The 21,646-nt window shown below is 39.7% G+C and carries 18 protein-coding genes; 10 read left to right on the forward strand and 8 right to left on the reverse strand.

Going from position 1 to position 21,646, the window contains the following annotated elements:
- Positions 1-248: 248 nt before the first annotated feature.
- The gene (gene typA / locus GQR52_RS10040) at positions 249-2,072 is read right to left on the reverse strand and encodes a translational GTPase TypA (protein ID WP_024589533.1); all 1,824 of its coding nucleotides are present in this window, start codon (positions 2,070-2,072) and stop codon (positions 249-251) included.
- A 507-nt stretch (positions 2,073-2,579) separates the two neighbouring features.
- Between typA and glnA the strand changes: the two genes are divergently transcribed.
- The 5 genes from glnA (at position 2,580) to GQR52_RS10065 (ending at position 7,662) form a co-directional block, all read left to right on the forward strand.
- A complete protein-coding gene (gene glnA, locus GQR52_RS10045; RefSeq protein ID WP_024594310.1) occupies positions 2,580-3,986 on the forward strand; it encodes a glutamate--ammonia ligase in 1,407 nt (468 codons plus the stop codon).
- Positions 3,987-4,099: 113 nt separating this feature from the next.
- Positions 4,100-4,621: a DUF4124 domain-containing protein gene (locus tag GQR52_RS10050; protein WP_024589531.1), complete on the forward strand. Its 522-nt coding sequence runs from the start codon at positions 4,100-4,102 to the stop codon at positions 4,619-4,621.
- Between the two features lie 82 nt (positions 4,622-4,703).
- Complete coding sequence (gene glnL / locus GQR52_RS10055) at positions 4,704-5,774, forward strand: nitrogen regulation protein NR(II) (RefSeq protein ID WP_010554790.1); 1,071 nt, start codon at positions 4,704-4,706, stop codon at positions 5,772-5,774.
- 14 nt (positions 5,775-5,788) lie between these two features.
- Positions 5,789-7,174, forward strand: a complete 1,386-nt coding sequence (gene ntrC, locus GQR52_RS10060) for a nitrogen regulation protein NR(I) (protein ID WP_165728331.1) — start codon at positions 5,789-5,791, stop codon at positions 7,172-7,174.
- A 29-nt stretch (positions 7,175-7,203) separates the two neighbouring features.
- The gene (locus GQR52_RS10065) at positions 7,204-7,662 is read left to right on the forward strand and encodes a cyclic nucleotide-binding domain-containing protein (protein ID WP_165728332.1); all 459 of its coding nucleotides are present in this window, start codon (positions 7,204-7,206) and stop codon (positions 7,660-7,662) included.
- 9 nt (positions 7,663-7,671) lie between these two features.
- On the opposite strand, the gene GQR52_RS10070 is transcribed toward GQR52_RS10065, so the two are convergent.
- Together GQR52_RS10070 and GQR52_RS10075 are read right to left on the reverse strand one after the other, a co-directional pair.
- Entirely contained in the window at positions 7,672-8,334 is a 663-nt protein-coding gene (locus GQR52_RS10070) for a hypothetical protein (RefSeq protein WP_165728333.1), read from the reverse strand.
- Between the two features lie 56 nt (positions 8,335-8,390).
- On the reverse strand, positions 8,391-8,678 hold the full coding sequence (locus GQR52_RS10075; RefSeq protein WP_165728334.1) for a hypothetical protein: 288 nt from the start codon (positions 8,676-8,678) through the stop codon (positions 8,391-8,393).
- Between the two features lie 257 nt (positions 8,679-8,935).
- Between GQR52_RS10075 and GQR52_RS10080 the strand changes: the two genes are divergently transcribed.
- The 4 genes from GQR52_RS10080 to GQR52_RS10095 all read left to right on the forward strand — a co-directional run bounded on the left by GQR52_RS10080 (position 8,936) and on the right by GQR52_RS10095 (position 13,184).
- Positions 8,936-9,319, forward strand: a complete 384-nt coding sequence (locus GQR52_RS10080; RefSeq protein WP_165728335.1) for an RNA-binding S4 domain-containing protein — start codon at positions 8,936-8,938, stop codon at positions 9,317-9,319.
- 101 nt (positions 9,320-9,420) lie between these two features.
- Positions 9,421-9,849, forward strand: coding sequence for a hypothetical protein (locus GQR52_RS10085; RefSeq protein ID WP_165728336.1), 429 nt, complete (start codon positions 9,421-9,423; stop codon positions 9,847-9,849).
- A 202-nt stretch (positions 9,850-10,051) separates the two neighbouring features.
- Positions 10,052-12,796: an aconitate hydratase AcnA gene (gene acnA, locus GQR52_RS10090; RefSeq protein ID WP_165728337.1), complete on the forward strand. Its 2,745-nt coding sequence runs from the start codon at positions 10,052-10,054 to the stop codon at positions 12,794-12,796.
- 133 nt (positions 12,797-12,929) lie between these two features.
- A complete protein-coding gene (locus tag GQR52_RS10095; RefSeq protein ID WP_165728338.1) occupies positions 12,930-13,184 on the forward strand; it encodes a hypothetical protein in 255 nt (84 codons plus the stop codon).
- Here the strand turns inward: GQR52_RS10095 and GQR52_RS10100 are convergent, their stop codons facing one another.
- The 4 genes from GQR52_RS10100 to GQR52_RS10115 all read right to left on the reverse strand — a co-directional run bounded on the left by GQR52_RS10100 (position 13,185) and on the right by GQR52_RS10115 (position 18,233).
- Complete coding sequence (locus GQR52_RS10100; RefSeq protein WP_008166491.1) at positions 13,185-13,733, reverse strand: DUF4124 domain-containing protein; 549 nt, start codon at positions 13,731-13,733, stop codon at positions 13,185-13,187.
- Between the two features lie 142 nt (positions 13,734-13,875).
- Complete coding sequence (locus GQR52_RS10105) at positions 13,876-14,616, reverse strand: phosphoadenylyl-sulfate reductase (protein WP_007582191.1); 741 nt, start codon at positions 14,614-14,616, stop codon at positions 13,876-13,878.
- Between the two features lie 43 nt (positions 14,617-14,659).
- Positions 14,660-16,357: an assimilatory sulfite reductase (NADPH) hemoprotein subunit gene (cysI, locus tag GQR52_RS10110; protein ID WP_165728339.1), complete on the reverse strand. Its 1,698-nt coding sequence runs from the start codon at positions 16,355-16,357 to the stop codon at positions 14,660-14,662.
- Between the two features lie 61 nt (positions 16,358-16,418).
- Positions 16,419-18,233 (reverse strand): assimilatory sulfite reductase (NADPH) flavoprotein subunit, encoded by a 1,815-nt coding sequence (locus GQR52_RS10115; RefSeq protein WP_165728340.1) that lies wholly within the window; start codon positions 18,231-18,233, stop codon positions 16,419-16,421.
- Positions 18,234-18,536: 303 nt separating this feature from the next.
- Between GQR52_RS10115 and GQR52_RS10120 the strand changes: the two genes are divergently transcribed.
- Complete coding sequence (locus GQR52_RS10120) at positions 18,537-20,162, forward strand: endonuclease (RefSeq protein WP_165728341.1); 1,626 nt, start codon at positions 18,537-18,539, stop codon at positions 20,160-20,162.
- A gap of 87 nt (positions 20,163-20,249) precedes the next feature.
- Here the strand turns inward: GQR52_RS10120 and GQR52_RS10125 are convergent, their stop codons facing one another.
- Positions 20,250-21,236, reverse strand: a complete 987-nt coding sequence (locus GQR52_RS10125; protein WP_165728342.1) for a hypothetical protein — start codon at positions 21,234-21,236, stop codon at positions 20,250-20,252.
- Between the last annotated feature and the right edge of the window lie 410 nt (positions 21,237-21,646).

Raw genomic sequence — 21,646 nt, forward strand, 5'->3', positions numbered from 1 at the left:
GCGCTCTCTCATAGCAAACTGAATATAATTTTCTAACTTTGAAGTATCCTACTTTTACTAGCAATATTATCATCTATATCTAAAAATTAATTTTAATATTATAAATTTACCAATCCTATAGCCTTAGTGATTGATCACCCAGTAGTAGAACTCTTAACGTTGACATTTGGATTGACTTTCCAAACACAAAAAAGCCGCTGTATTTTGCAATACAGCGGCTTTTAAAATCATAATTCTAAATTAATAGATTATGCTTTTGGTCCACGACCTGCACGTTTACGTTCGTTTTCTGTAAGGTAACGCTTACGAATACGAATGTTTAGTGGAGTTACTTCAACTAGCTCGTCATCATCGATGAACTCAAGCGCTTGCTCAAGTGAGTAGTTAAGGTGTGGAGAAAGCGTTTGCGCTTCATCAGTACCAGATGCACGTACGTTAGTTAACTGCTTGCCTTTAAGGGCGTTAACTGTAAGGTCGTTATCACGGTTATGAATACCGATAACCATACCTTCGTATACTTCAACACCGTGACCGATGAATAAACGGCCGCGTTCTTGTAAGTTGAATAATGCGTTAGTAAGTGCTTTACCCGTTGCGTTTGCAATCATTACGCCGTTCTTACGAACACCGATGTCGCCACCTTTGTGAGGACCGTAATGATCGAACGTATGGTACATAAGACCAGAACCCGAAGTAAGCGTCATGAAATCAGTTTGGAAACCAATTAAACCACGGCTAGGGATCATGAAATCTAAACGCATACGGCCTTTGCCATCTGGAGTCATGTTAGTAAGTTCACCTTTACGTAGGCCAACTTGTTCCATAACAGAACCCTGATGCTCGTCTTGACAGTCAATAGTAACTGTTTCAAACGGTTCTTCTAGAACGCCATCTACAGTACGTAAGATAACTTCTGGACGAGAAACTGAAAGCTCGTAACCTTCACGACGCATGTTCTCGATTAAGATACCTAGGTGTAATTCACCACGACCAGAAACACGGAAGCTATCTGGGCTACCAGTATCTTCAACGCGAAGTGCTACGTTGTGTACTAATTCTTTGTCTAAACGTTCACGGATATTACGTGACGTTACAAACTTACCTTCTTTACCACAGAAAGGTGAGTTATTTACAGAGAATGTCATTGTTACAGTTGGCTCATCAACACTTAATGGTGGTAATGCTTCAACGTTTCCTGGGAAACAAACTGTATCAGAAATCTTAAGCTCACCAATACCTGTTACAGTTACGATGTTACCAGCGTAAGCTCTATCAGTTTCGATACGTTCAAGACCTAGGTAGCTTTGTACTGCGCCAATTTTACCATTACGTGTAGTGCCATCAGCACTGATAATAGTAACTTGTTGGTTAGGAGCAACAGAACCACGTTTAATACGACCAATACCAACTACACCAACATAAGAGTTGTAATCTAGTTGAGAAATTTGCATTTGGAAGTCACCTTCAGGATCTGCATCCGGTGGTGATACTTCGTCAACGATCATCTTGAACATAGGTTCCATGTTGTCTGATGGCTCGTCTAAATCTAGTGTTGCCCAGCCGTTGATAGCTGAAGCGTAGATTACTTTAAAGTCTAACTGTTCGTCAGTTGCGCCAAGGTTGTCGAATAAATCAAAGATTTGATCCATAACCCAATCAGGACGTGAACCTGGCTTATCAATTTTATTGATAACTACGATTGGCTTTAAGCCTTGCGCGAATGCCTTTTGCGTAACGAAACGCGTTTGTGGCATTGGACCTTCTTGAGCATCAACAAGTAATAATACTGAGTCAGCCATCGAAAGTACGCGTTCAACTTCACCACCGAAATCGGCGTGTCCCGGAGTATCTACGATATTGATATGGTAGTCGTTCCAAGAGATGGCTGTGTTTTTAGCCAAAATGGTAATACCACGTTCTTTCTCAATGTCGTTTGAGTCCATCACGCGCTCTTCGTTACCGCCGCGTGTTTCTAATGTACCTGATTGCTCAAGTAGTTTGTCAACCAGAGTTGTTTTACCGTGGTCAACGTGCGCGATAATCGCTATATTTCTTAACTTTTCGATGCTCATATATTTACTCAGAGAAATTAAATTCTCAATGATCCTGCAAGATCTACGCACTCATCCACGCTTTCGCGAGATGTCCCAGCATAGGATTTAAAAGGGCGCATATTATCCCTCATTAATGACATGGATGAAAGTTTATCCAATACATATTTTAAAACTTTCTCAATACTTTTACTAAGTATCTGTTTTATATATGACAATTATATGAATTAAATTTCAATATTTTTTTGAAAAACAGTCTTTTTGGCTATTTTTCCGATCTTTTTGTTACTCTTTTACATTTAGGTTATGCTAATTTCAGCTGATTAAATTAACAACAAATTACGCTCTGTAAATTTTGCACCGAAATGGAATATTTACGCACCAATATGGTGCGTTTATATATTCCATTTTGATGCAATGATATTTTTTTAATTTATAAACAGCCAGTTACAATAATGGCACAAAATCAGCTTAGTAAATACCAAAGCAATTATGCAGCAATAACAAAACCCAATAGTTGGAGGACACATGTCACAATCGGTTTTAGATTTTATTAAAGAAAATGACGTCAAGTTCATTGATTTACGCTTTACTGACACTAAGGGTAAAGAGCAACATGTATCGATTCCTCATCACCAAGTTGATGAAGATTTTTTCGAAGACGGTAAAATGTTCGACGGTTCTTCAATTGCAGGCTGGAAAGGCATAAACGAATCAGACATGGTATTAATGCCAGTTCCTGAGTCAATCAAACTAGACCCTTTCACTGAAGAAGCGACATTAATTTTACGTTGTGACGTAGTAGAGCCTTCTACACTACAAGGCTATGAGCGCGACCCGCGTTCTGTTGCTAAGCGTGCTGAAGATTACATGCGTTCTACAGGCATTGCAGACACTGTTTTATTTGGCCCTGAGCCAGAATTTTTCGTATTTGACGATGTTAAATACAAATCAGATATGTCTGGTTCTATGTACAAAATTGATTCTAAGCAAGCTGCTTGGAACTCAGATAAAGAATATGCAGATGGCAACACTGGTCACCGTCCAGGTGTTAAAGGCGGTTACTTCCCTGTTGCTCCAGTTGATGACTTCCAAGATTGGCGTTCAGCTACGTGTCTAGTTCTAGAAGAAATGGGTCAAGTAGTAGAAGCACATCACCACGAAGTAGCAACAGCAGGTCAAAACGAAATCGCTACTCGCTTTAATACAATGGTATTAAAAGCGGATGAAATTCAAGAAATGAAATATGTTATCCATAACATGGCTCACTTATACGGTAAAACAGCAACGTTTATGCCTAAGCCAGTTGTTGGTGATAACGGTTCTGGTATGCATTGTCACCAGTCTTTAGCTAAAGACGGTGTTAACCTTTTTGCTGGCGATAAGTACGGCGGCCTTTCTGAAGATGCGCTTTACTACATTGGCGGCATCATCAAGCATGCTAAAGCAATTAACGCTTTCGCAAATGCGTCTACTAACTCGTACAAACGTTTAGTACCAGGTTTTGAAGCACCAGTTATGCTTGCATACTCTGCACGTAACCGTTCTGCATCAATCCGTATCCCAGTGGTTCCATCTGAAAAAGGTCGTCGTATTGAAGTACGCTTCCCGGATCCAACTGCTAACCCATACCTTGCTTTCTCAGCAATGCTTATGGCTGGCCTTGATGGTATCAAAAACAAGATCCATCCTGGCGATGCTATGGATAAAGATTTATACGACTTACCAGCTGAAGAAGCAGCAGAAATTCCAACTGTTGCAGCATCACTTGACGAAGCACTATCTGCACTTAGCGCAGACCGTGAATTCTTAACTCAAGGTGGCGTATTCACTGATGACTTAATCGATGCTTACATCTCACTTAAGTCTCAAGAAGTTGAAAAGCTTAACATGACAACTCACCCAGTTGAGTTTGAAATGTACTACAGCTGTTAATTAAGCTGTAAAAAATATGTGTGTTCTCAAGCCCGCTTTGCGGGCTTTTTTAATGGTAAAATTAGTCAATCTCCACTAAAGTTAAGTTACCGATAAAAATGCAGGGCTGCAGAGTGAATAACAAGATTTTATTACTATTAATTACTTTAGGATTAAGTAATTATGGTTATGCCGGTGAAACAAAAATATACGCTTGGAAAGATAAAAATGGCGTATTAGTGTTCTCAGACACCCCTCATAAAGGGGCCCAAGAGGTAAAGCTCACCAGCCAAGATCTTAATATGCCTGCAACAAATACTGACATTTTTGACGAGCAACCTCAGCCTCAACAAGCGGCCTTTAGTATTGCTATTTCCTCACCTGATCATAACCAGACTATTCGTGAAAATACCGGCACTGTTTATGTAACTAGCCGAATAAAACCACGCTTTGAAACTGGTTTTACTATACAACTTTTTATTGATGGTAAAGCACACGGCCCAGCCAGTGACAGCTCAACCTTTGCAATTAGAGATGTAGAACGTGGTCAGCACACACTACAATTAAAGCTTTTTAATAGTAAAAACCAAGTTATTGCTACAAGCGAACCCTGCATATTTTTTATGCACCGAAAAGGGCTAAACCTAGGTAACTAAATTGGGGCATTACTAAACGTGCAGCAGTGTATTTAACCATATAACTTGCTTGCAAACATCCACGCACTAAAATGGTGCAGCTATGATTAATAATAAAAACTTTAGCCCTGAGCTACTCGATGCCATTTGGCAAAATCAAACAACCGCTATCATGTTACTTGATAAAAACTTCACCGTTGTATATGCCAATACCAGTACCAGCGAGCTGCTTGGCCTTGGTAATAAGCGCCTATTAGATCAACCGTTTGATAGCCTTTTTAACTACCATTCAATCGATTTACAGCGTATAGAACAATACTCACTAGTTGAAGGCGTAGATTGCCAGCAGCATAGAGCTGACGTGGTTTTTAGCGATTCTCGCCATGCAAAAGTAGCCGTAAGTACACGACAAATTAAGTTTAATGGCTCGCTTTATATTTTATTTGAGTGGCGCCAAACCGATGACGAAATTAAGCACGACCAAGCGTCTAATCAAATGCATCAATATCAAGCTGCCCGAAACCTAATTAGAGGGTTAGCTCACGAAATTAAAAATCCTTTAGGTGGAATTCGCGGAGCGGCGCAGTTATTGCAGTATGAGGTTGATCAACAAGAAAGAGATCAATGTGCTGAGCTCATCATTGAGCAAGCCGACCGATTACGCGAGCTAGTAGATAGGCTTTTGGGGCCCAATCAACTTCCTCAAAAATCGTATGGCAATATACATCAATCACTTGAATCAGTTGCAAGGCTAAGTACGTTAGATAATTGTTCTAACATTAGCTTAGTTAAAGATTACGACCCGAGTATTCCTGATGTATACATTGATCAAGGCAAAATTCAGCAAGTGGTATTAAACATTGTTCGAAATGCCCAACAGGCGCTTGTAGATGGCGGTGAAATAACAATAAAAACCCGCATAAATCATCAGCATCGTCGCCCGGGTAAAGCACCTAAAAAAGCCTTGTTGATCCAAATATCTGATAACGGACCAGGTATTGATCCCAGTGTACGCGAAACACTGTTCTACCCTATGATCACCAATAAAGAAGGTGGCTCTGGGTTGGGCCTTTCAATAGCGCAAACACTGATTGATCAACATGATGGCTATATAGAATGTGATAGCTGGCCTGGACATACTGAATTTAATATCTATCTGCCCTTTGCAGATTAATGTTTGGAGTTTGCATGAAAACAGTTTGGCTTGTAGATGATGATGCTTCTATTCGATTTGTACTCGAAAAAGCACTAACCCGTGCAGGGTTTAACGCAGAAAGCTTTTCTAACGCGCAAGATGTATTAAGCGCATTGAAGTTTAGCCAACCTACTGTTTTAGTTTCGGACGTACGAATGCCAGGTATGGATGGTATGGCGTTGCTTGAACTTATTGCAGAGCAAAACCCTGGATTGCCCGTTATTATAATGACCGCGCATTCAGATTTAGACTCTGCCGTTAATGCATTTCAAAAAGGTGCTTTTGAATACCTAGCTAAGCCGTTTGATTTAAACGAAGCGGTAGCACTAGTCGAAAGCGCATGCAGAGCAAATTCCACTAAAAAAACTAAGCGTAAGCAAGCTCCACCAAAAAGTGCGCATATAATTGGTGAAGCACCCGCCATGCAAGAAGTATTTAGAGCGATAGGTAAGCTATCGGCCTCCAGCATGAGCGTATTAATAAATGGCGAATCTGGAACAGGTAAAGAACTTGTCGCCAGTGCGCTGCACAATCATAGCCCACGTAAAGAAAATCAATTTATTGCACTTAACATGGCAGCCATTCCAAAAGAGCTTGTTGAGTCAGAGTTATTTGGCCACGAAAAAGGCGCATTTACCGGTGCTGACAGCGTACGTAAAGGCCGTTTTGAGCAAGCCAATGGTGGCACACTGTTTTTAGATGAAATTGGTGATATGCCACTTGATGTGCAAACACGTTTATTGCGCGTACTCGCCGATGGTGAATTTTATCGCGTTGGTGGTCATCAAAGTATAAAAGTAGACGTACGTATTATTGCGGCTACGCATCAAAACCTTGAAGATTTAGTTAAGCAGGGCAAATTTAGGGATGATTTATTTCATCGTCTTAATGTTGTGCGCCTACGTTTACCTGCTCTTCGAGAACGTACTGAAGATATAGAAAGCTTGTCGCAACACTTTTTACATAAAAGCGCTAAAGAGCTGCAGGTAGAAAGCAAAGTACTGAGCCCTAAAGCAACTGAGCAGTTACGTTTATTTAATTGGCCAGGCAATGTGCGCCAATTAGAAAACACATGTCGCTGGCTGACAGTTATGGCACCGGGTGAGCTTGTGAGCGAGCAAGACTTACCGCCTGAAATTCTTGATGCCACACCAGCTCAAGAAGAAGGTGATTGGTTAGATGCGTTTCAGCAATGGCTTAATCAAGAACTTAAACAAGGCAAAGAAAATATTTGGCCTGACATTCAAGCTCAGCTAGAAACCCGCTTAATAAAAACGGCACTGGCTAATTGCTCTGGCCATAAGCAAGATGCCGCTATAAAAATTGGTTGGGGACGCAACACGTTGACCCGAAAATTAAAAGAGCGCAATATTAGCTAATTAAACGTTTTTAACACATTTGGTTATTGATGAAGCTAATCGAACATATTCCATTATTCAAACAAATGGAAATTATAAACAGGCTGCACTTTTTTAAAGAATTTACGCTCAGCGAGCGCCAAGTCTTATTGGAGTCGTTCGGCCTGTTATATTTAGTAAGCCAGCATCAGTTTTTATTTAAGCAATACGATAACGACAAGCGCTTATATATTGTACTTAGCGGTGCGTTGTTAGTATTTAAACATAATCATTTGCTAGAACTGGGTACTATTGAGCCTGGTGAATTTATAGGTGAAGGCGCTTTTATAAATAACCGAGAGCGTAGCACTAGCGCACGCGCTAAAACCGACAGTATAGTCCTTGCCATTACCCCTGAGGCACTCACCCGTTTACCTAACGTTATCCGTGAAAAAATTAAAGACCGAATTATAGAAGGTATGAGTCTGCGTATTGCAAAACTTAGCGAGCATATAGAAGCCCACGGTTAACTTTATCACTCAATCCATATAAACAATTTGTAATGAACAGTTAAGCCAATCTGGTTTGTTTATATGTGTATTGTAAATAAAAGTATCTGACGGCTTTTGCCCAAAAGGTGTGCTTATTTTTGGCGTAGTACGCGTATAAGATTGCGATGTATTTTGATAATAAATAACTAAGTACGGTTCAATACGCTCCCAATCCAACACCACTTTAGCACTACTTGGTAATGTAAATTGCGCCTTTTTTTCGTCAAATGAAACGCGCATATTGTTATATCTATCGTTTAAGCAACCCGTTGTAAGCATAATACTTGGCATACTTAGCTCGGTGCTTTGTGAAGCTGAACGTAAATAAAAACCTATATTTCCATTAGTGTAATAATGATTCTCTGCTTTGCTGTAAATAATGTCAGGCTCAAATCCCATGCTTTGCATTATTAGCGTTAACTGTTCTAGCTGCCCGCTACCAAAGTCGTTATAAGAGACTATTAACGTCGCATTTTTATATGCTTTTGGTACTGCAATATTTTGGTATTTATAAGGTAGAGTTTGAGCAGCCAGTTTAGTTTCTAGCTGCTGCTTTTGATCTGCATTCAATGCTTGTGTATAAACATACACAGTTGGCTGCTGACACGCACTTAGTAAAATAACCCAGCACACTAAAACTATATTTTTCATTATCAACCTCAGATAGATTACAAGTGTAGTCTATTTGATTTTTGATAAATAGCAAATCAGCTAATTTGGCTATTTAACCACGCATCAACACTTTTACGAGTGTATAAAACTTCTTTAAATAAGCGATGGCGTTGAAATTCAAGTACCGATTTTTTTTTCATATCGCCACTCACTAAGCGGCTATGGTGATCGTTAAATTTTGAAATCACAGAAAAACCACGTTCAGCATTTTCCTTTTGCTCTTTTACTTGATTAGTAAGATGTGACCTAACATCGTCTGCGGTCAGCATATCTGAATTATCTAAGCCCATTAGCTCTTTTTTCATTGCTAATCTTACGCCCATTTTCTACTCCGTTTTATATGTATTCATTACACATTGATTAATCCGCCAGAGTTTTAGCAATTAGCGAGCCATACGTAAAAAAGATTGCAACGAAGCTTAACTTTTAATTGCTTCAGTTTTTTTAAAGACAGATAAAATACCTAAAAACTTTCATAACTAATTGTGTATTACCGCTATCTAAAGTTACTTGCTTTGGTGCAAAAGTCGCTGTAAGCCTTTATACTAAAGCCTGTGCGTTACCCCCACCGAGAGCAAATATGAACGAAGAATATATAGAAATAGAGTTAGAAGAAGAGCCGATTGAGCTTTGTAAATTATTAAAAGTATTAAACTTAGTTGAAGGTGGCGGCCAAGCTAAAAACCTAATTACTGAAGGCTATGTGGGTGTTAACCATGAAATTTGTACAATAAAGCGGAAAAAATTATACAGTGGCGATGTACTAGAATTCGATGGTGAGTTTTTTCAACTAGCGTTAAGTGAAGATGCAGTTCCTGCAGAAAAACCTGCGGTACACACTCAAACAGAGTCAAAGCAAGCTGCACCACAGCCAACAAATCAGCCAGCTAAAGCTAAGCGCAAGCGAACTAAAAAGCCAAAAGTAGATGATAAAACAGGTCGTCGTCCTATTTCGTTTGGTTAAGCATTTAAAAACCCTCTTTTTATATAAAAAGGTCAACTTGTATAGTTGGCCTTTTTACTCTTTAATAACCTAGTTAATAATAATAAAAACAAGGTTATAAAATGTCTGTTAAAACACCTAAAAATTGGTTTAAGCCCGCTGTATGGGCGGCACTCGTATGGAACTTACTTGGCGTTATTGCATTTGCTATGCACATAATGATGACACCCGAAATGATAGATAAACTTCCGCTAGATCAACAAGCTGCCTACTCTAACGCTCCTATTTGGTCAACTATTGCATTTGCTATAGCTGTATTTGGAAGCACTTTGGGTTGTATTTTTTTACTTGCTAAAAACGCGCTGGCAACACCTACTTTTGCGCTATCGCTCAGCGCTATTTTAATTCAGCAATATTATAATTTTGTGGTCATAAACAGTATTGAGCTACTTGGTACAAGTGCTGTATTTATGCCTATATTTGTAATCATAATTGCCATATATCTACTTTGTTTAAGTATTAAAGGTAAGCAACAAGGTTGGTTACAGTAATTAATAAGGGTCGAAATAACTTTTGACCCTACCTCTTTCAAATCATCTCTTGAAATTAAACTTTTCAGCATCATCTCTACTATATTAACTGTATAAAATTCGTTCTCTAAACACGATTTTTTACACTGGTATGTACTTTGCAATTCGAACACTACAGAGGTCACTCTTCAAAATATTTTTCTAATTCATAAAGGGGCAAATAATGAATAATAGTTTCGATACCCAACATCAGCTCACAATAAATGGTGAGCAATATCATATTCATTCTCTAAAAGGACTTGGCGACAAAGCGAAACGATTGCCCTTCTCCTTAAAAGTATTACTTGAAAACCTTCTTCGTAACGAAGACGGCGCAAATATTAAAGAACAAGACATTCAAGCCCTCCTTAATTGGGACCCTCAAGCGAAACCTGCATCTGAAGTTGCCTTTACCCCCGCTCGCGTAGTTATGCAAGACTTTACCGGCGTACCCGCTATTGTTGATTTAGCCGCGATGCGTGACGCAATGGAAAAGCTAGGTGGCGATCCTGCAAAAATAAATCCGTTATCACCCGCAGAACTAGTTATTGACCATTCAGTGCAGGTAGATGGATACGGTAATGAGGGTGCATTTGATTTAAATGCAAAACTTGAATACGACCGAAATAAAGAACGTTATGAATTTTTACGTTGGGGACAAACCGCTTTTGATAATTTAAAAGTAGTGCCACCAGCAACCGGTATTGTTCACCAAGTAAACCTAGAATACTTAGCGCGCGTTGTTTTTAATGAAGAGCGCGACGGCAAAAAATTCGCTTACCCAGATACGCTTGTAGGGACTGACTCTCACACCACCATGATTAATGGCTTAGGTGTGCTTGGTTGGGGTGTAGGCGGTATTGAAGCTGAAGCAGCCATGCTTGGTCAGCCAATTAGCTTACTCATTCCACAAGTAGTAGGTATGAAGCTAAGCGGCCGTTTACCTGAAGGTACGACCGCAACCGATTTAGTGTTAACAGTAACCGAAATACTGCGTAACCACGGCGTAGTGGGTAAATTTGTAGAGTTTTATGGTGACGGCCTTGCTGACTTACCACTTGCAGACAGAGCTACCATTGCTAATATGGCACCAGAGTACGGTGCTACATGTGGTATTTTTCCGATTGATGATGAAACCATTAACTACCTTCGCTTAACAAACCGCGACGAAAACCACCTAAAACTGATTGAAGATTATGCTAAGCATCAAGGCCTATGGCGTAACGATGGCGACGAAGCTAACTATACCGATACACTCGAGCTTAAATTAGACGATGTTGTACCAAGCCTTGCAGGCCCTAAACGTCCACAAGATAGAATTGCCCTAAACGAAGCTGGCAAAGTTATTGGCGATCATTTAAAAGGCTTTCAGGATGAGCGTATGGCTCGTCGCGATAAAAGCGATGAAGAACAAGCTCGTATTGAAAGTGAAGGCCCAGCAACAAATCCAGATGAGCCAGTAGACGAAGCGCAGTTTATGGGTGCCGCTAAGGTTAAATTTAAAGGCCAAGAGTTTGAGCTAAACGATGGCGCATGTGTAATTGCTGCAATTACCAGCTGTACTAATACTTCTAACCCTAGTGTTATTTTAGCCGCAGGCTTAGTCGCTAAAAAAGCAAAACAGTTAGGCATTAATGTAAAACCTTGGGTTAAAACATCACTTGCGCCAGGCTCTAAAGTAGTTACTGATTACCTAGAAAAAGCAGGTTTGATGGATGACCTAGAAAGCTTAGGTTTTAACCTTGTTGGCTACGGTTGTACAACTTGTATTGGTAACTCAGGCCCACTTCCAACTGAAATATCAGATGCCATTCAAAAGCACAAATTAGTGGTTAGTTCTATTTTATCGGGTAACCGTAACTTTGAAGGGCGTATTCACCAAGATGTTAAAATGAACTTTTTAGCGTCTCCTCCGCTTGTTGTTGCTTACGCCATTGCCGGCAGAACAGATATTGACGTATACAACGAACCCCTTGCGCAAGATGCTAACGGTAACGATATTTACCTTAAAAACATTTGGCCAAGTGTTAAAGAAGTTAGTGACCTAGTTAAAGAAACAGTAACTAAAGAAATGTTTGAAAAAAGCTACGCTAACGTTTACGAAGGCGATAGCCGCTGGCAGCAAATTAAAATACCGGATGGCAAACTTTACGATTGGAACGATGCTTCTACCTACATTAAAAAAGCACCATTTTTTGATGGTATGAAAGTAGAACCACCGGGCATCCCTACTATTGAAGGTGCACGTTGTTTAGCTAAGCTTGGGGATTCAGTAACCACTGACCATATTTCTCCAGCGGGTGCTATTAAAGCAGAAGCGCCAGCAGGTTTATACTTGCAAGAGAAAGGTGTAGAAAAATCGCAGTTTAACTCGTATGGCTCACGCCGTGGTAATCACGAAGTAATGATGCGCGGAACGTTTGCCAATGTTCGCCTTAAAAACTTACTTGCCCCAGGTACTGAAGGCGGCGTAACACGTACGCAACCAGAAAACGATTTAGCAAGCATTTACGATGCTGCTATGGAGTATCAAAAAAATAATACTCCACTTATTATTTTAGCGGGTAAAGAGTACGGTACAGGTTCATCTCGTGACTGGGCGGCTAAAGGCTCACTATTACTTGGTGTAAAAGCCGTTGTAGCACAAAGCTATGAGCGTATTCACCGTTCTAACTTAATTGGCATGGGTGTATTACCGCTGCAATTTAAAGAAGGTGAAAGCTACGAGTCACACGGGTTAACAGGGCAAGAACAATTTGATATTGATGGCTTGTACGATAAAACCGATGAAGTAACCGTTATTGCAACCAATGCCGAAGGTAAAAAAGTAACCTTGAGTGCTGATGTACGTATTGATACCCCTAAAGAGTGGGATTACTACAAACACGGCGGTATTTTACAATATGTACTGCGTAATATGCTTGATTAATACGCGCTGTAATTAGTGCATTTAAAAGCCCAGCTACTAAGCTGGGCTTTTTTATGTGTGCTGTTTGTTGTCTTAAATCAATGCTAAGCATTTAAAGCGTGCCTACACTATAGCGACTATTAGTGAGGTAACTATGTCGCAAACAATTATAATTAGGCTGCTTAAAACATCAATAGTGCTTGGGTTGTGCCTTATCGTGACTGGCCACACTTTAATTGTGTCGAGTTACTTCACTGTTAATCATGGTATTAAAGGAATAATTATAGCCGCGGCATGCATTGCTGTAGGTGTACTGCTGTCGCTTCCCACTAAAATATATTTAACCGTATTATTGATGGAAGCCGAAAAACGTTATTTAAAAAACCATAAAAGCACGCACTCTAAATAATTAAAGTGCACTTAAATTATTAATTTCTTTATTACGTTTTTCTAGTTTGTCTTTTACATTTTCGGCATCATTAAATAGCTTTTTAACAGAGTCTGGGTTCAAAATACTGATCCCCTCTGGTGCAGCCGACATTGTATTTGTACTTGGAGAGGTATTTAAAATAGACGTGTCTTCTGCAGCAATAACAGTAATATCTTTAGGATCGAGTTTTACTTCAATACTTTTTACATGCGGGTTAGGTGTATCAGAAAAGTGCCATTGGCCTGTTTCGTCTTGCCACTTAAAAATTTTGCTGCTTGAGGTAGTACTTTCAGGCATTGGTTCATCAGAAATACTGCTCGCAATTTTATCGCCTGCTTGCTTAACGCCCTGCACTGCTTGGTCCAAAGTATTGCTTGAAAGAGCAACCATTTTTTCTTTAATTTGCTGAGATTCACTGCTAATTGATGATGCAGAAAGCCATGTTTGACCGTCAGGCTTTTTTAGATAAAACAAAGAAATGACTGCAATAGCCATGATTGATATAGCTAAGTAGGTAAAGTATTTCATAGCGTTCCTGCTTTAATTAATCCTTTATTGCCTTGAGTCTAATAAAAAATACTTAATTAGGCAATTTTTTGTACCCTAATAAAAAATAAAAACGCAGCCGAAGCTGCGTTTTTATTTGCAATTTAACTACACCGTAGTCGCGTTAAATACCGTCACCATCCATGTGTAGTCCGCATTCTCGGTTTAAACCAAAAAAGCGAGTTTCTTCCTCTGTCATTCCTGGTTCTAACTTACGTGTTGTATGTACGTCTCCCATAGACACATAACCTTGCTCCCATAATGGGTGGTAAGGTAAATCGTGCTTGGTAAGATACTGATACACGTCGCGGTTAGACCATTCAATAATCGGGTACACTTTAACGGTACCACGGCTAATTTCTACAAACTGTTTATCAGCACGTGTAGATGATTGATCGCGACGCAAACCACTAAACCACGTGCCCGCTTCTATTTCTTTTAACGCACGGGTCATCGGCTCTACTTTATTAAGCTGATTATATTGCTTAATGCCGTCTTCGCCTTTCTCCCATAGTTTGCCAAATTTAGCCTCTTGCCATGCTGGGCTAAGCGGCGCTCTATACACCTTTAAGTTAAGTGATAAACGCTCACTCATTTGCTCAATAAACTGATACGTTTCAGGAAACAAATAGCCTGTATCGGTTAATACAACGGGAATATCTGGACGTTGTGAGGTCATTAAATGCAGCATTACTGCCGCTTGAATACCAAAGCTAGATGATAAAAAAGCCGTATTAGGCAAGTTATCAAGCGCCCATGCAACACGCTGTTCTGCGCTCATATTCGCTAGTAAACCATTAGCATCAGCTAACATAGCCGTTTGGCTTTGTTTATCTAGCTGTAAAATGTTTTTAAATTCACTCATGGTAAATTCCAAACCTCACCAGCGCCAAAGCGCTGGTATTTAATTAAGCGTGAAAATCGGTTACTGATACTTTTACTTCAGCAACAATGCCTTTGCGTATAACAAAGTCACCAAAACACTCACCGTCGTTACGCTCTTTAGCCCATTGGCCAATTAGCTTATCGAATGCTTCTAGGTAAACGTCTTCGCCTACGTTCTCAAGGTACAATTTAGGAATACGTGTGCCTTCTAAATTACCACCTAAGTAAACGTTGTACTTACCTGGGCCTTTACCTACTAAACCTGCTTCTGCAAGCATTGCGCGGCCACAGCCGTTCGGGCAACCTACAACGCGCATAATAATGCTGTCATCGGGTATACCGTGCTTAGCAAGTAATGCTTCAGTTTTTTCTACTAGGCTTGGTAAGTAACGCTCTGCTTCGGCCATTGCAAGTGGGCACGTTGGCAGTGAAACACACGCCATAGAATTTTTACGCTGCTGCGAATCTGTGTCATCAATCAGGCCATGGCTACGAGCAATTTCTTCAATCACGGCTTTTTGATCTGCAGGTACGCCAGCAATAATTAAGTTTTGGTTTGCCGTCATACGCATGTCACCTTGGTGAACTTCTGCAATTTTACGACAACCTGTTTTAAGCGGCTTGCCTGGATAGTCTAAAATACGACCACTTTGAATAAATAGCGTTAAGTGGTGCTTACCATCAATGCCTTCAACCCAACCAATACGATCGCCACGGTGAGTAAACTCAAACGGACGGCTTGGTGCAAACGTAACGCCTGAGCGCTTTTCAACTTCTGCTTTAAATACATCAACACCTACACGGTCTAATGTGTATTTAGTTTTTGCATTTTTACGGTTTGAACGATTACCCCAATCGCGCTGCACAGATACAACATGCTCTGCAATTTTTAAAGTATCTTCTAACGTAATAAAGCCAAAGTCATCAGCCTTACGCGGATACGTTGCTGTATCGCCATGAGTCATGGCTAGACCACCGCCCACTAATACGTTAAAACCAACTAGCTTGCCGTTATCAGCAATTGCCACAAAGTTTAAATCGTTAGCGTGAACATCAACTTCGTTATTAGGCGGAATGGTTACCGTTGTTTTAAATTTACGCGGTAAGTAATTAGATCCTAAAATTGGCTCTTCTGTGGTTTCTGCTTTTTCGCCATTTAACCAAATTTCGGCATACGCTTTCGTTTTAGGTAATAAATGCTCAGAAATTTTTGCAGCCCAGTCGTAAGCTTCTTGATGTAGCTCAGACTCAACGGGGTTAGTAGTGCAAAGCACATTACGGTTAACATCACCTGCAGTAGCAATAGAGTCTATACCTACGCTATCAAGCATTTGGTGCATGCCTTTAATATTTGGCTTTAATACACCATGAAACTGAAACGTTTGACGCGTTGTTAAACGAATGCTGCCGTAGCTTGTTTTGTCATCTGCAAACTTGTCGATTGCTAGCCACTGCTCTGGCTTAATAATACCGCCAGGCATACGTGCACGTAACATCACGTTATGTAGCGGCTCTAGCTTTTGCTTAGCACGCTCACCACGTATATCGCGGTCGTCTTGTTGGTACATACCGTGAAAACGAATTAGCTGAAAGTTATCGGCAGTAAAACCACCGGTAATTTCGTCTGTTAAATCTTTTTCTATGGTGCCACGTAAAAAGTTACTTTCTCTTTTCAAACGTTCGTTATCAGAAAGTTTTACGTTTTTATCTTGTTCGCTCATTTTAAATCCTAAATTTGTTACAGTGACGGCTGTTAGCTGTTAAATAAAATAAGAAACGTGATTAATACACGTCTTTCTGATAGCGGTTTGCGCTACGCAAATCTTTTAAATATTGCTCTGCGTCTTCGTTACTCTTACCTGTGTTTTCTTTAACGATATCAAGCAAGGCGTTGTGTACATCTTTTGCCATACGATTTGCATCGCCACAAATATAAAAGTGGGCGCCAGCCTCTAACCATTCAAACACGTCTTTACTGTTACTGCGTAACTTGTCTTGTACGTATACTTTTTCGGCTTGATCGCGGCTAAATGCAACATCTACCTTGTTAAGTAAACCCGATTTTAAATAACCTTGTATTTCTACTTGGTATAAAAAGTCTTGAGTGAAATGTGGGTTACCAAAGAACAACCAGTTTTTGCCTTGTGCTTCACGCGAGTCACGCTCTTGTAAAAATGCACGGAACGGCGCAATACCCGTACCAGGGCCAACCATAATCACCGGTGTATCATCGTTAGTTGGTAAGCGGAAATTATCGTTATGTTCACTAAATACTTTAACTTTACAACCTTCTTCAGCACGGCGAGTTAAGTAACCAGTACAGCCACCTAAATGCTCGCTATCAAATGCATCAAACTCAACTAAGCCCAGAGTTAAATGTACTTCGTCTTCAACTTCGCTTTGGCTAGATGCAATTGAGTACAAACGAGCTTGTAGTTTACGTAGGCAATCTACTAATGTTTGTGCATCAATTTTTGCAGGGTTTTGGCGAATTACATCAAATATTTGGCGAGGTTCAATATACGCACGCATTGCGGCTTTATCTTCTACAAGCTTTAATAATTCAGGCGTACCAGTTGCTATTGCGTATTTTTCTACAAAACCAGGGTATGACTGAGTCAGCTCTAGTTTTTCAATAAGTGCGCCGCGTACGCTTAGCTCTTCATCACCTACTTTTACAATGCTTGTTGCATCTATTTGAGTAAGTGTAAGTACTTCATCAACTAATACATCATCATTTAAAAAGTACACACCTAATGAATCACCTGGTGTGTAAGTAATGTCTGACCCTTCAAGTGAAATTTCAACGTGGCGTACATCTTTAGTTGAGTCGCGACCGGTAATTTTTTGAACGGTTAATAGCTCTGCTTCAAATGGATTTTGTTTTGTATATTGGCTTGAAGCTGTTGTTGGTGCACCAAATGGCATTGATACAACTTGGCCACCAGCTGCATCTTGTTGCGCTTTTAAATCAGGTTCAAATGCATCAATTGCGCCCGCAATCCATATTGCAGCTTCTTCTTCATAATCTACGTCTAAATCAGCACGTTGATATATAGTTTGCGCACCGAGTTTATTTAAACGCTCTTCAAAGTCTTTTGCTGTTTGGCAGAAAAACTCATAGCTAGAATCACCTAAACCAATGACCGCTATTTTTACATCGTCTAGTTTTGGCGCTTTTTTAGTAGCTAAAAATTCGTGAAGTGTTTCTGCGTCCTCAGGTGGCTCACCTTCGCCGTAAGTAGATACAACGATAGTTAAAAACTTTTCTTTTTTCAGGGCTGTTGGTTTGTAATCTGACATGCTAACAAGCTTAACTGCTAAGCCGCGCGACTCAGCCTGCTCTTTCATTTTGCTTGCTACGCCTTTTGCGTTACCCGTTTGCGAACCATATAAAATAGTTAGCGCTGCTGCATCACCCGCAGCCGGTACGCCAGCAGTAGGAGCACCTAATGCAGCTGAGTTAGCATTAGCAGCTAAGTAACCACTTACCCATGCTTGTTGAATTGGATTAAGTTCAGCCACTAAACCTTGCAGCTTTTGTACTTGATCTTGCGATAGCGGGCTTGCCGCAGCATTTAGTTGACCTAACAACATGAATCGATTCCCCATAACCCTGAAAATTAAACACAACACACTTTGTGTATTGTTAAAAATGAGTTTTACCTCATCCAGAGCGTATCTGTTGAGGTTTTCTAAGTATGTAGGATAACGGGCTCTGCATAGATAAAAAAAGAATAGAATCTGCTTTGATATTCCATTTAGTTATTAATTTATAAAAATACCTTCAAAAACAGATTAAAGGACGATTATTGCCTTTTACAGTGCTTTAAATTAACAATTTTGTAACCTAACTAATGTAGGGTATATTCCTCATTCAAAATAAAAATAGGAACAACTATGTTACACGGGAAATATAAAAATAAACTACTTAGTACCGCATTGTTACTTGGCTCATTACCTGTAATGGCCAATGTAGCTAATGGCGGATTTGAACAATGGTCAGGTAATACACCTGATGCATGGACTACGATAGATAGCGGAATTGCTTTATCTCGCTCAACCAGTACAGTTAAAAGTGGTAGTAGCTCTGCTGCTGTCAATGTAACAACAGGATCGCAAAGTAACACTGATTTACTACAACAAGTTGCTGTAGAAGCAGGTAAAACCTATAACTTTTCGGCTGATGTTTACCACACCGAAGGTAAAATTAAAGCTCGCTTGTATGTAGATGGTTATCAAGGCTATTCAAATCAAGCACAAACTAACCAATGGCAAACAGTTAGCCATAGCTATACAGCAAGCAGTAATAAAACAATTAGTGTTGGCCTTAGGTTTTACGATGTAAGTGGATTTGATGGCAGCGAAACCGTATACGTAGATAACTTTTTACCAAACGCTGATGGCAGCGCATCAACAAGCTGTACTGACAATAGCCTCATCTTAACGCTTAGTACCGATAATTACGGTAGCGAAACTAGCTGGGCCGTTAATAACAATCAAGGTAGTGCTGTTGCTAACGGCAGTGGTTACGCATCAAACACTCAGTATGATGAGCAAATATGCCTAACTGATGGAACTTACACACTTGTTATTAACGACAGCTACGGCGATGGCATGTGTTGTTCAACAGGTAATGGCAGTTATGCACTTAAGCAAGGCTCTACCACATTTGCTAGCGGTGCAAGTTTTAATAATACAGACAGCACAGCATTTACTTTAGGTAGTGGCTCTGGTGATGGCGGCGGGACCAACCCAACACCCACTGGCTACTATGTTACTGCTCAAGGGTTATCGGGTTATGCACTAAAAACTGAGCTTTATAATATTATTAAAGATCATAATGCACAGGGTTACTCGGCTATTTGGAATTTTTACGACTCATCAGCACGTGATACATACTTTGAAAACGATAACAGCATTTTAGATATGTATAGCGAAAAACCAAACGGCTCAGATAGCTACAATTATGCTGCGGTGAGCGATCAATGTGGTAACTATAGTGGAGAAGGCGGCTGTTACAACCGTGAACATTCATTTCCTAAAAGCTGGTTTGGCGGCACTATTGAGCCAATGAACTCAGATGTGCATCATATTTACGCAACCGACGGTTATGTAAACTCAAAACGTAGTAACTTCCCATTTGGTGAAGTAGCAAGCGCTTCATTTACATCAACTAACGGAAGTAAATTAGGTTCTGCCGCAAGTTCATTAAATTACTCAGGTACTGTATTTGAGCCAATTGACGAATTTAAAGGTGACTTTGCTCGCGCTTATTTTTACATGGCAACGCGCTACGAAAATGTAATAGGCACTTGGCAAACCAAAACGACCTCAAGTAATGCTGTACTTAATGGTTCAAGCAACCAAGTGTTTGAAAGCTGGGTTGTAGCCATGCTGCTTAACTGGCATAACAGCGATCCTGTAAGCCAAATGGAACTTGACCGTAACCAAGCAGCCTTTGAATTTCAAGGTAATCGTAACCCGTATATCGACCACCCTGAATTTGTAGAAATGATCTGGTAAAAGTTAGCAGTTAAAACAAAAGCCTTTGCAAATGCAAAGGCTTTAACTTTTAGCGTGTAATATTTTTTATAGTCACAATGGTTTAAGCTAATTATAAGAAACAGCTGCGATAAGTGATTTTTCAGCTCTGTTTTTCATCAACGTTAAAAGTGAATGATGAAAATCTTGAAATATCACCTCACCCCATATTCGCGAATAAACACCAAAATTTGTATTATCTTGCACGGTCGTTTTTAACGTTAAAATCGTATTGCCGCTTTTATCTTCACTTAACTCATATCCACCGTAAAGAGGTGAAAAGTATTCACCGCCTAGTTTTACGTGTTTATCGAGTGCGTCATCGGGGATAGCATCTGGGTCTATATCAAATCTATAATGCATCTGTTTATTTGGTTGCCAGTCGGTTATTACTTCTTTAAACACAACGCCTTTTTGCCAAGTACTTGTGCGAACAGCGCCTATACCGCTAGCATTCATACTTGCCCTTAATGGCTTTGGTACACCAATTAATTGAGTGAGTGAAAAAGGCACTTCCTGTGGTTTTATGTCACTCACATTAGCTAACTGCTGCCACACAACATTGATGGGCGCGTTAATAGCTATTGAATTTGTTACTTCGTATGTTTTTGATAAATGTAAAAAGTTAACTTCAATAGGTGAGAGCAATATAGGTAACAACGCGATTGATAATAAAGAACTATTCGCTTTTTTTATTTTACGTTTTCTAACAAAGCCCGCAAGTAACCCACCAATGCTGGCAAAAAACATAAAAGCAGGCAAAGCCATTGCCACACAAATGCTCCCTTCAAGCAAAGTAATTATACTTACAAATAAAAAAACAAAAATAGGCTGCCAAGCAATCGTGATCATTTGCCTTTTAGTTAATGTTTTTGATTCGTTGTACTCAAAGTGAATACGAATATAACCAATTGCAACGGGCACTAAAAACATAAATGATATAGAGACTAAGCTACCTAAATTGTAAGCATTGACTAGCTCTACAAACAGCCGCATAAATATGCCGTAAAGCGTACCAAGTAAAATACCAATTGATTTAGGGGAGTTGAGTTGCATCTCTATTCTTTATTGTTGTTATTAACAATCCGAAAGTAACAGAAGTATTATTTCACCACAAATAAAACGAAATTAACGGCTGCTACCAATAAGCTTTTCAAACAAAGCGACTTTTACAACCACTAAGACTAAAGGATAATAACCTGCCATTAACACTACTTCCCGCTATAAACAGTGATCAAATTCTTTAAAAATAAAAACAAGCCATTGATTTATAATAATTTTAAATCATTTTGTGTAGTTTTATAATTTTTAACGTAAAGCTGATTGTCAGATTAACTGTATTAAAAACAACCATGCACGACCTTTTGCCTATACATCCCAGCCTAAGAGCTGATTTACCCTGCATGTTCAATATTCATTTGCTTTAACAAAAGCCGTATTTATTTGATTAAGCAACAATGTTGCAG

Origin of the sequence: Pseudoalteromonas sp. 31A1, from assembly GCF_011378815.1 — a bacterium.
Classification (GTDB): Bacteria; Pseudomonadota; Gammaproteobacteria; order Enterobacterales; family Alteromonadaceae; genus Pseudoalteromonas; species Pseudoalteromonas arctica.

Coding starts and splice junctions, on each gene's coding strand:
- acnA (WP_165728337.1), top strand. CDS start 10,052: ATGAATAATAGTTTCGATACCCAACATCAGCTCACAATAAATGGTGAG.
- GQR52_RS10070 (WP_165728333.1), bottom strand. CDS start 8,334: ATGAAAAATATAGTTTTAGTGTGCTGGGTTATTTTACTAAGTGCGTGT.
- GQR52_RS10065 (WP_165728332.1), top strand. CDS start 7,204: ATGAAGCTAATCGAACATATTCCATTATTCAAACAAATGGAAATTATA.
- GQR52_RS10105 (WP_007582191.1), bottom strand. CDS start 14,616: ATGAGTGAATTTAAAAACATTTTACAGCTAGATAAACAAAGCCAAACG.
- typA (WP_024589533.1), bottom strand. CDS start 2,072: ATGAGCATCGAAAAGTTAAGAAATATAGCGATTATCGCGCACGTTGAC.
- GQR52_RS10095 (WP_165728338.1), top strand. CDS start 12,930: ATGTCGCAAACAATTATAATTAGGCTGCTTAAAACATCAATAGTGCTT.
- glnL (WP_010554790.1), top strand. CDS start 4,704: ATGATTAATAATAAAAACTTTAGCCCTGAGCTACTCGATGCCATTTGG.
- GQR52_RS10080 (WP_165728335.1), top strand. CDS start 8,936: ATGAACGAAGAATATATAGAAATAGAGTTAGAAGAAGAGCCGATTGAG.
- glnA (WP_024594310.1), top strand. CDS start 2,580: ATGTCACAATCGGTTTTAGATTTTATTAAAGAAAATGACGTCAAGTTC.
- GQR52_RS10115 (WP_165728340.1), bottom strand. CDS start 18,233: ATGTTGTTAGGTCAACTAAATGCTGCGGCAAGCCCGCTATCGCAAGAT.
- GQR52_RS10085 (WP_165728336.1), top strand. CDS start 9,421: ATGTCTGTTAAAACACCTAAAAATTGGTTTAAGCCCGCTGTATGGGCG.
- GQR52_RS10075 (WP_165728334.1), bottom strand. CDS start 8,678: ATGGGCGTAAGATTAGCAATGAAAAAAGAGCTAATGGGCTTAGATAAT.
- cysI (WP_165728339.1), bottom strand. CDS start 16,357: ATGAGCGAACAAGATAAAAACGTAAAACTTTCTGATAACGAACGTTTG.
- GQR52_RS10100 (WP_008166491.1), bottom strand. CDS start 13,733: ATGAAATACTTTACCTACTTAGCTATATCAATCATGGCTATTGCAGTC.
- ntrC (WP_165728331.1), top strand. CDS start 5,789: ATGAAAACAGTTTGGCTTGTAGATGATGATGCTTCTATTCGATTTGTA.
- GQR52_RS10125 (WP_165728342.1), bottom strand. CDS start 21,236: ATGCAACTCAACTCCCCTAAATCAATTGGTATTTTACTTGGTACGCTT.
- GQR52_RS10120 (WP_165728341.1), top strand. CDS start 18,537: ATGTTACACGGGAAATATAAAAATAAACTACTTAGTACCGCATTGTTA.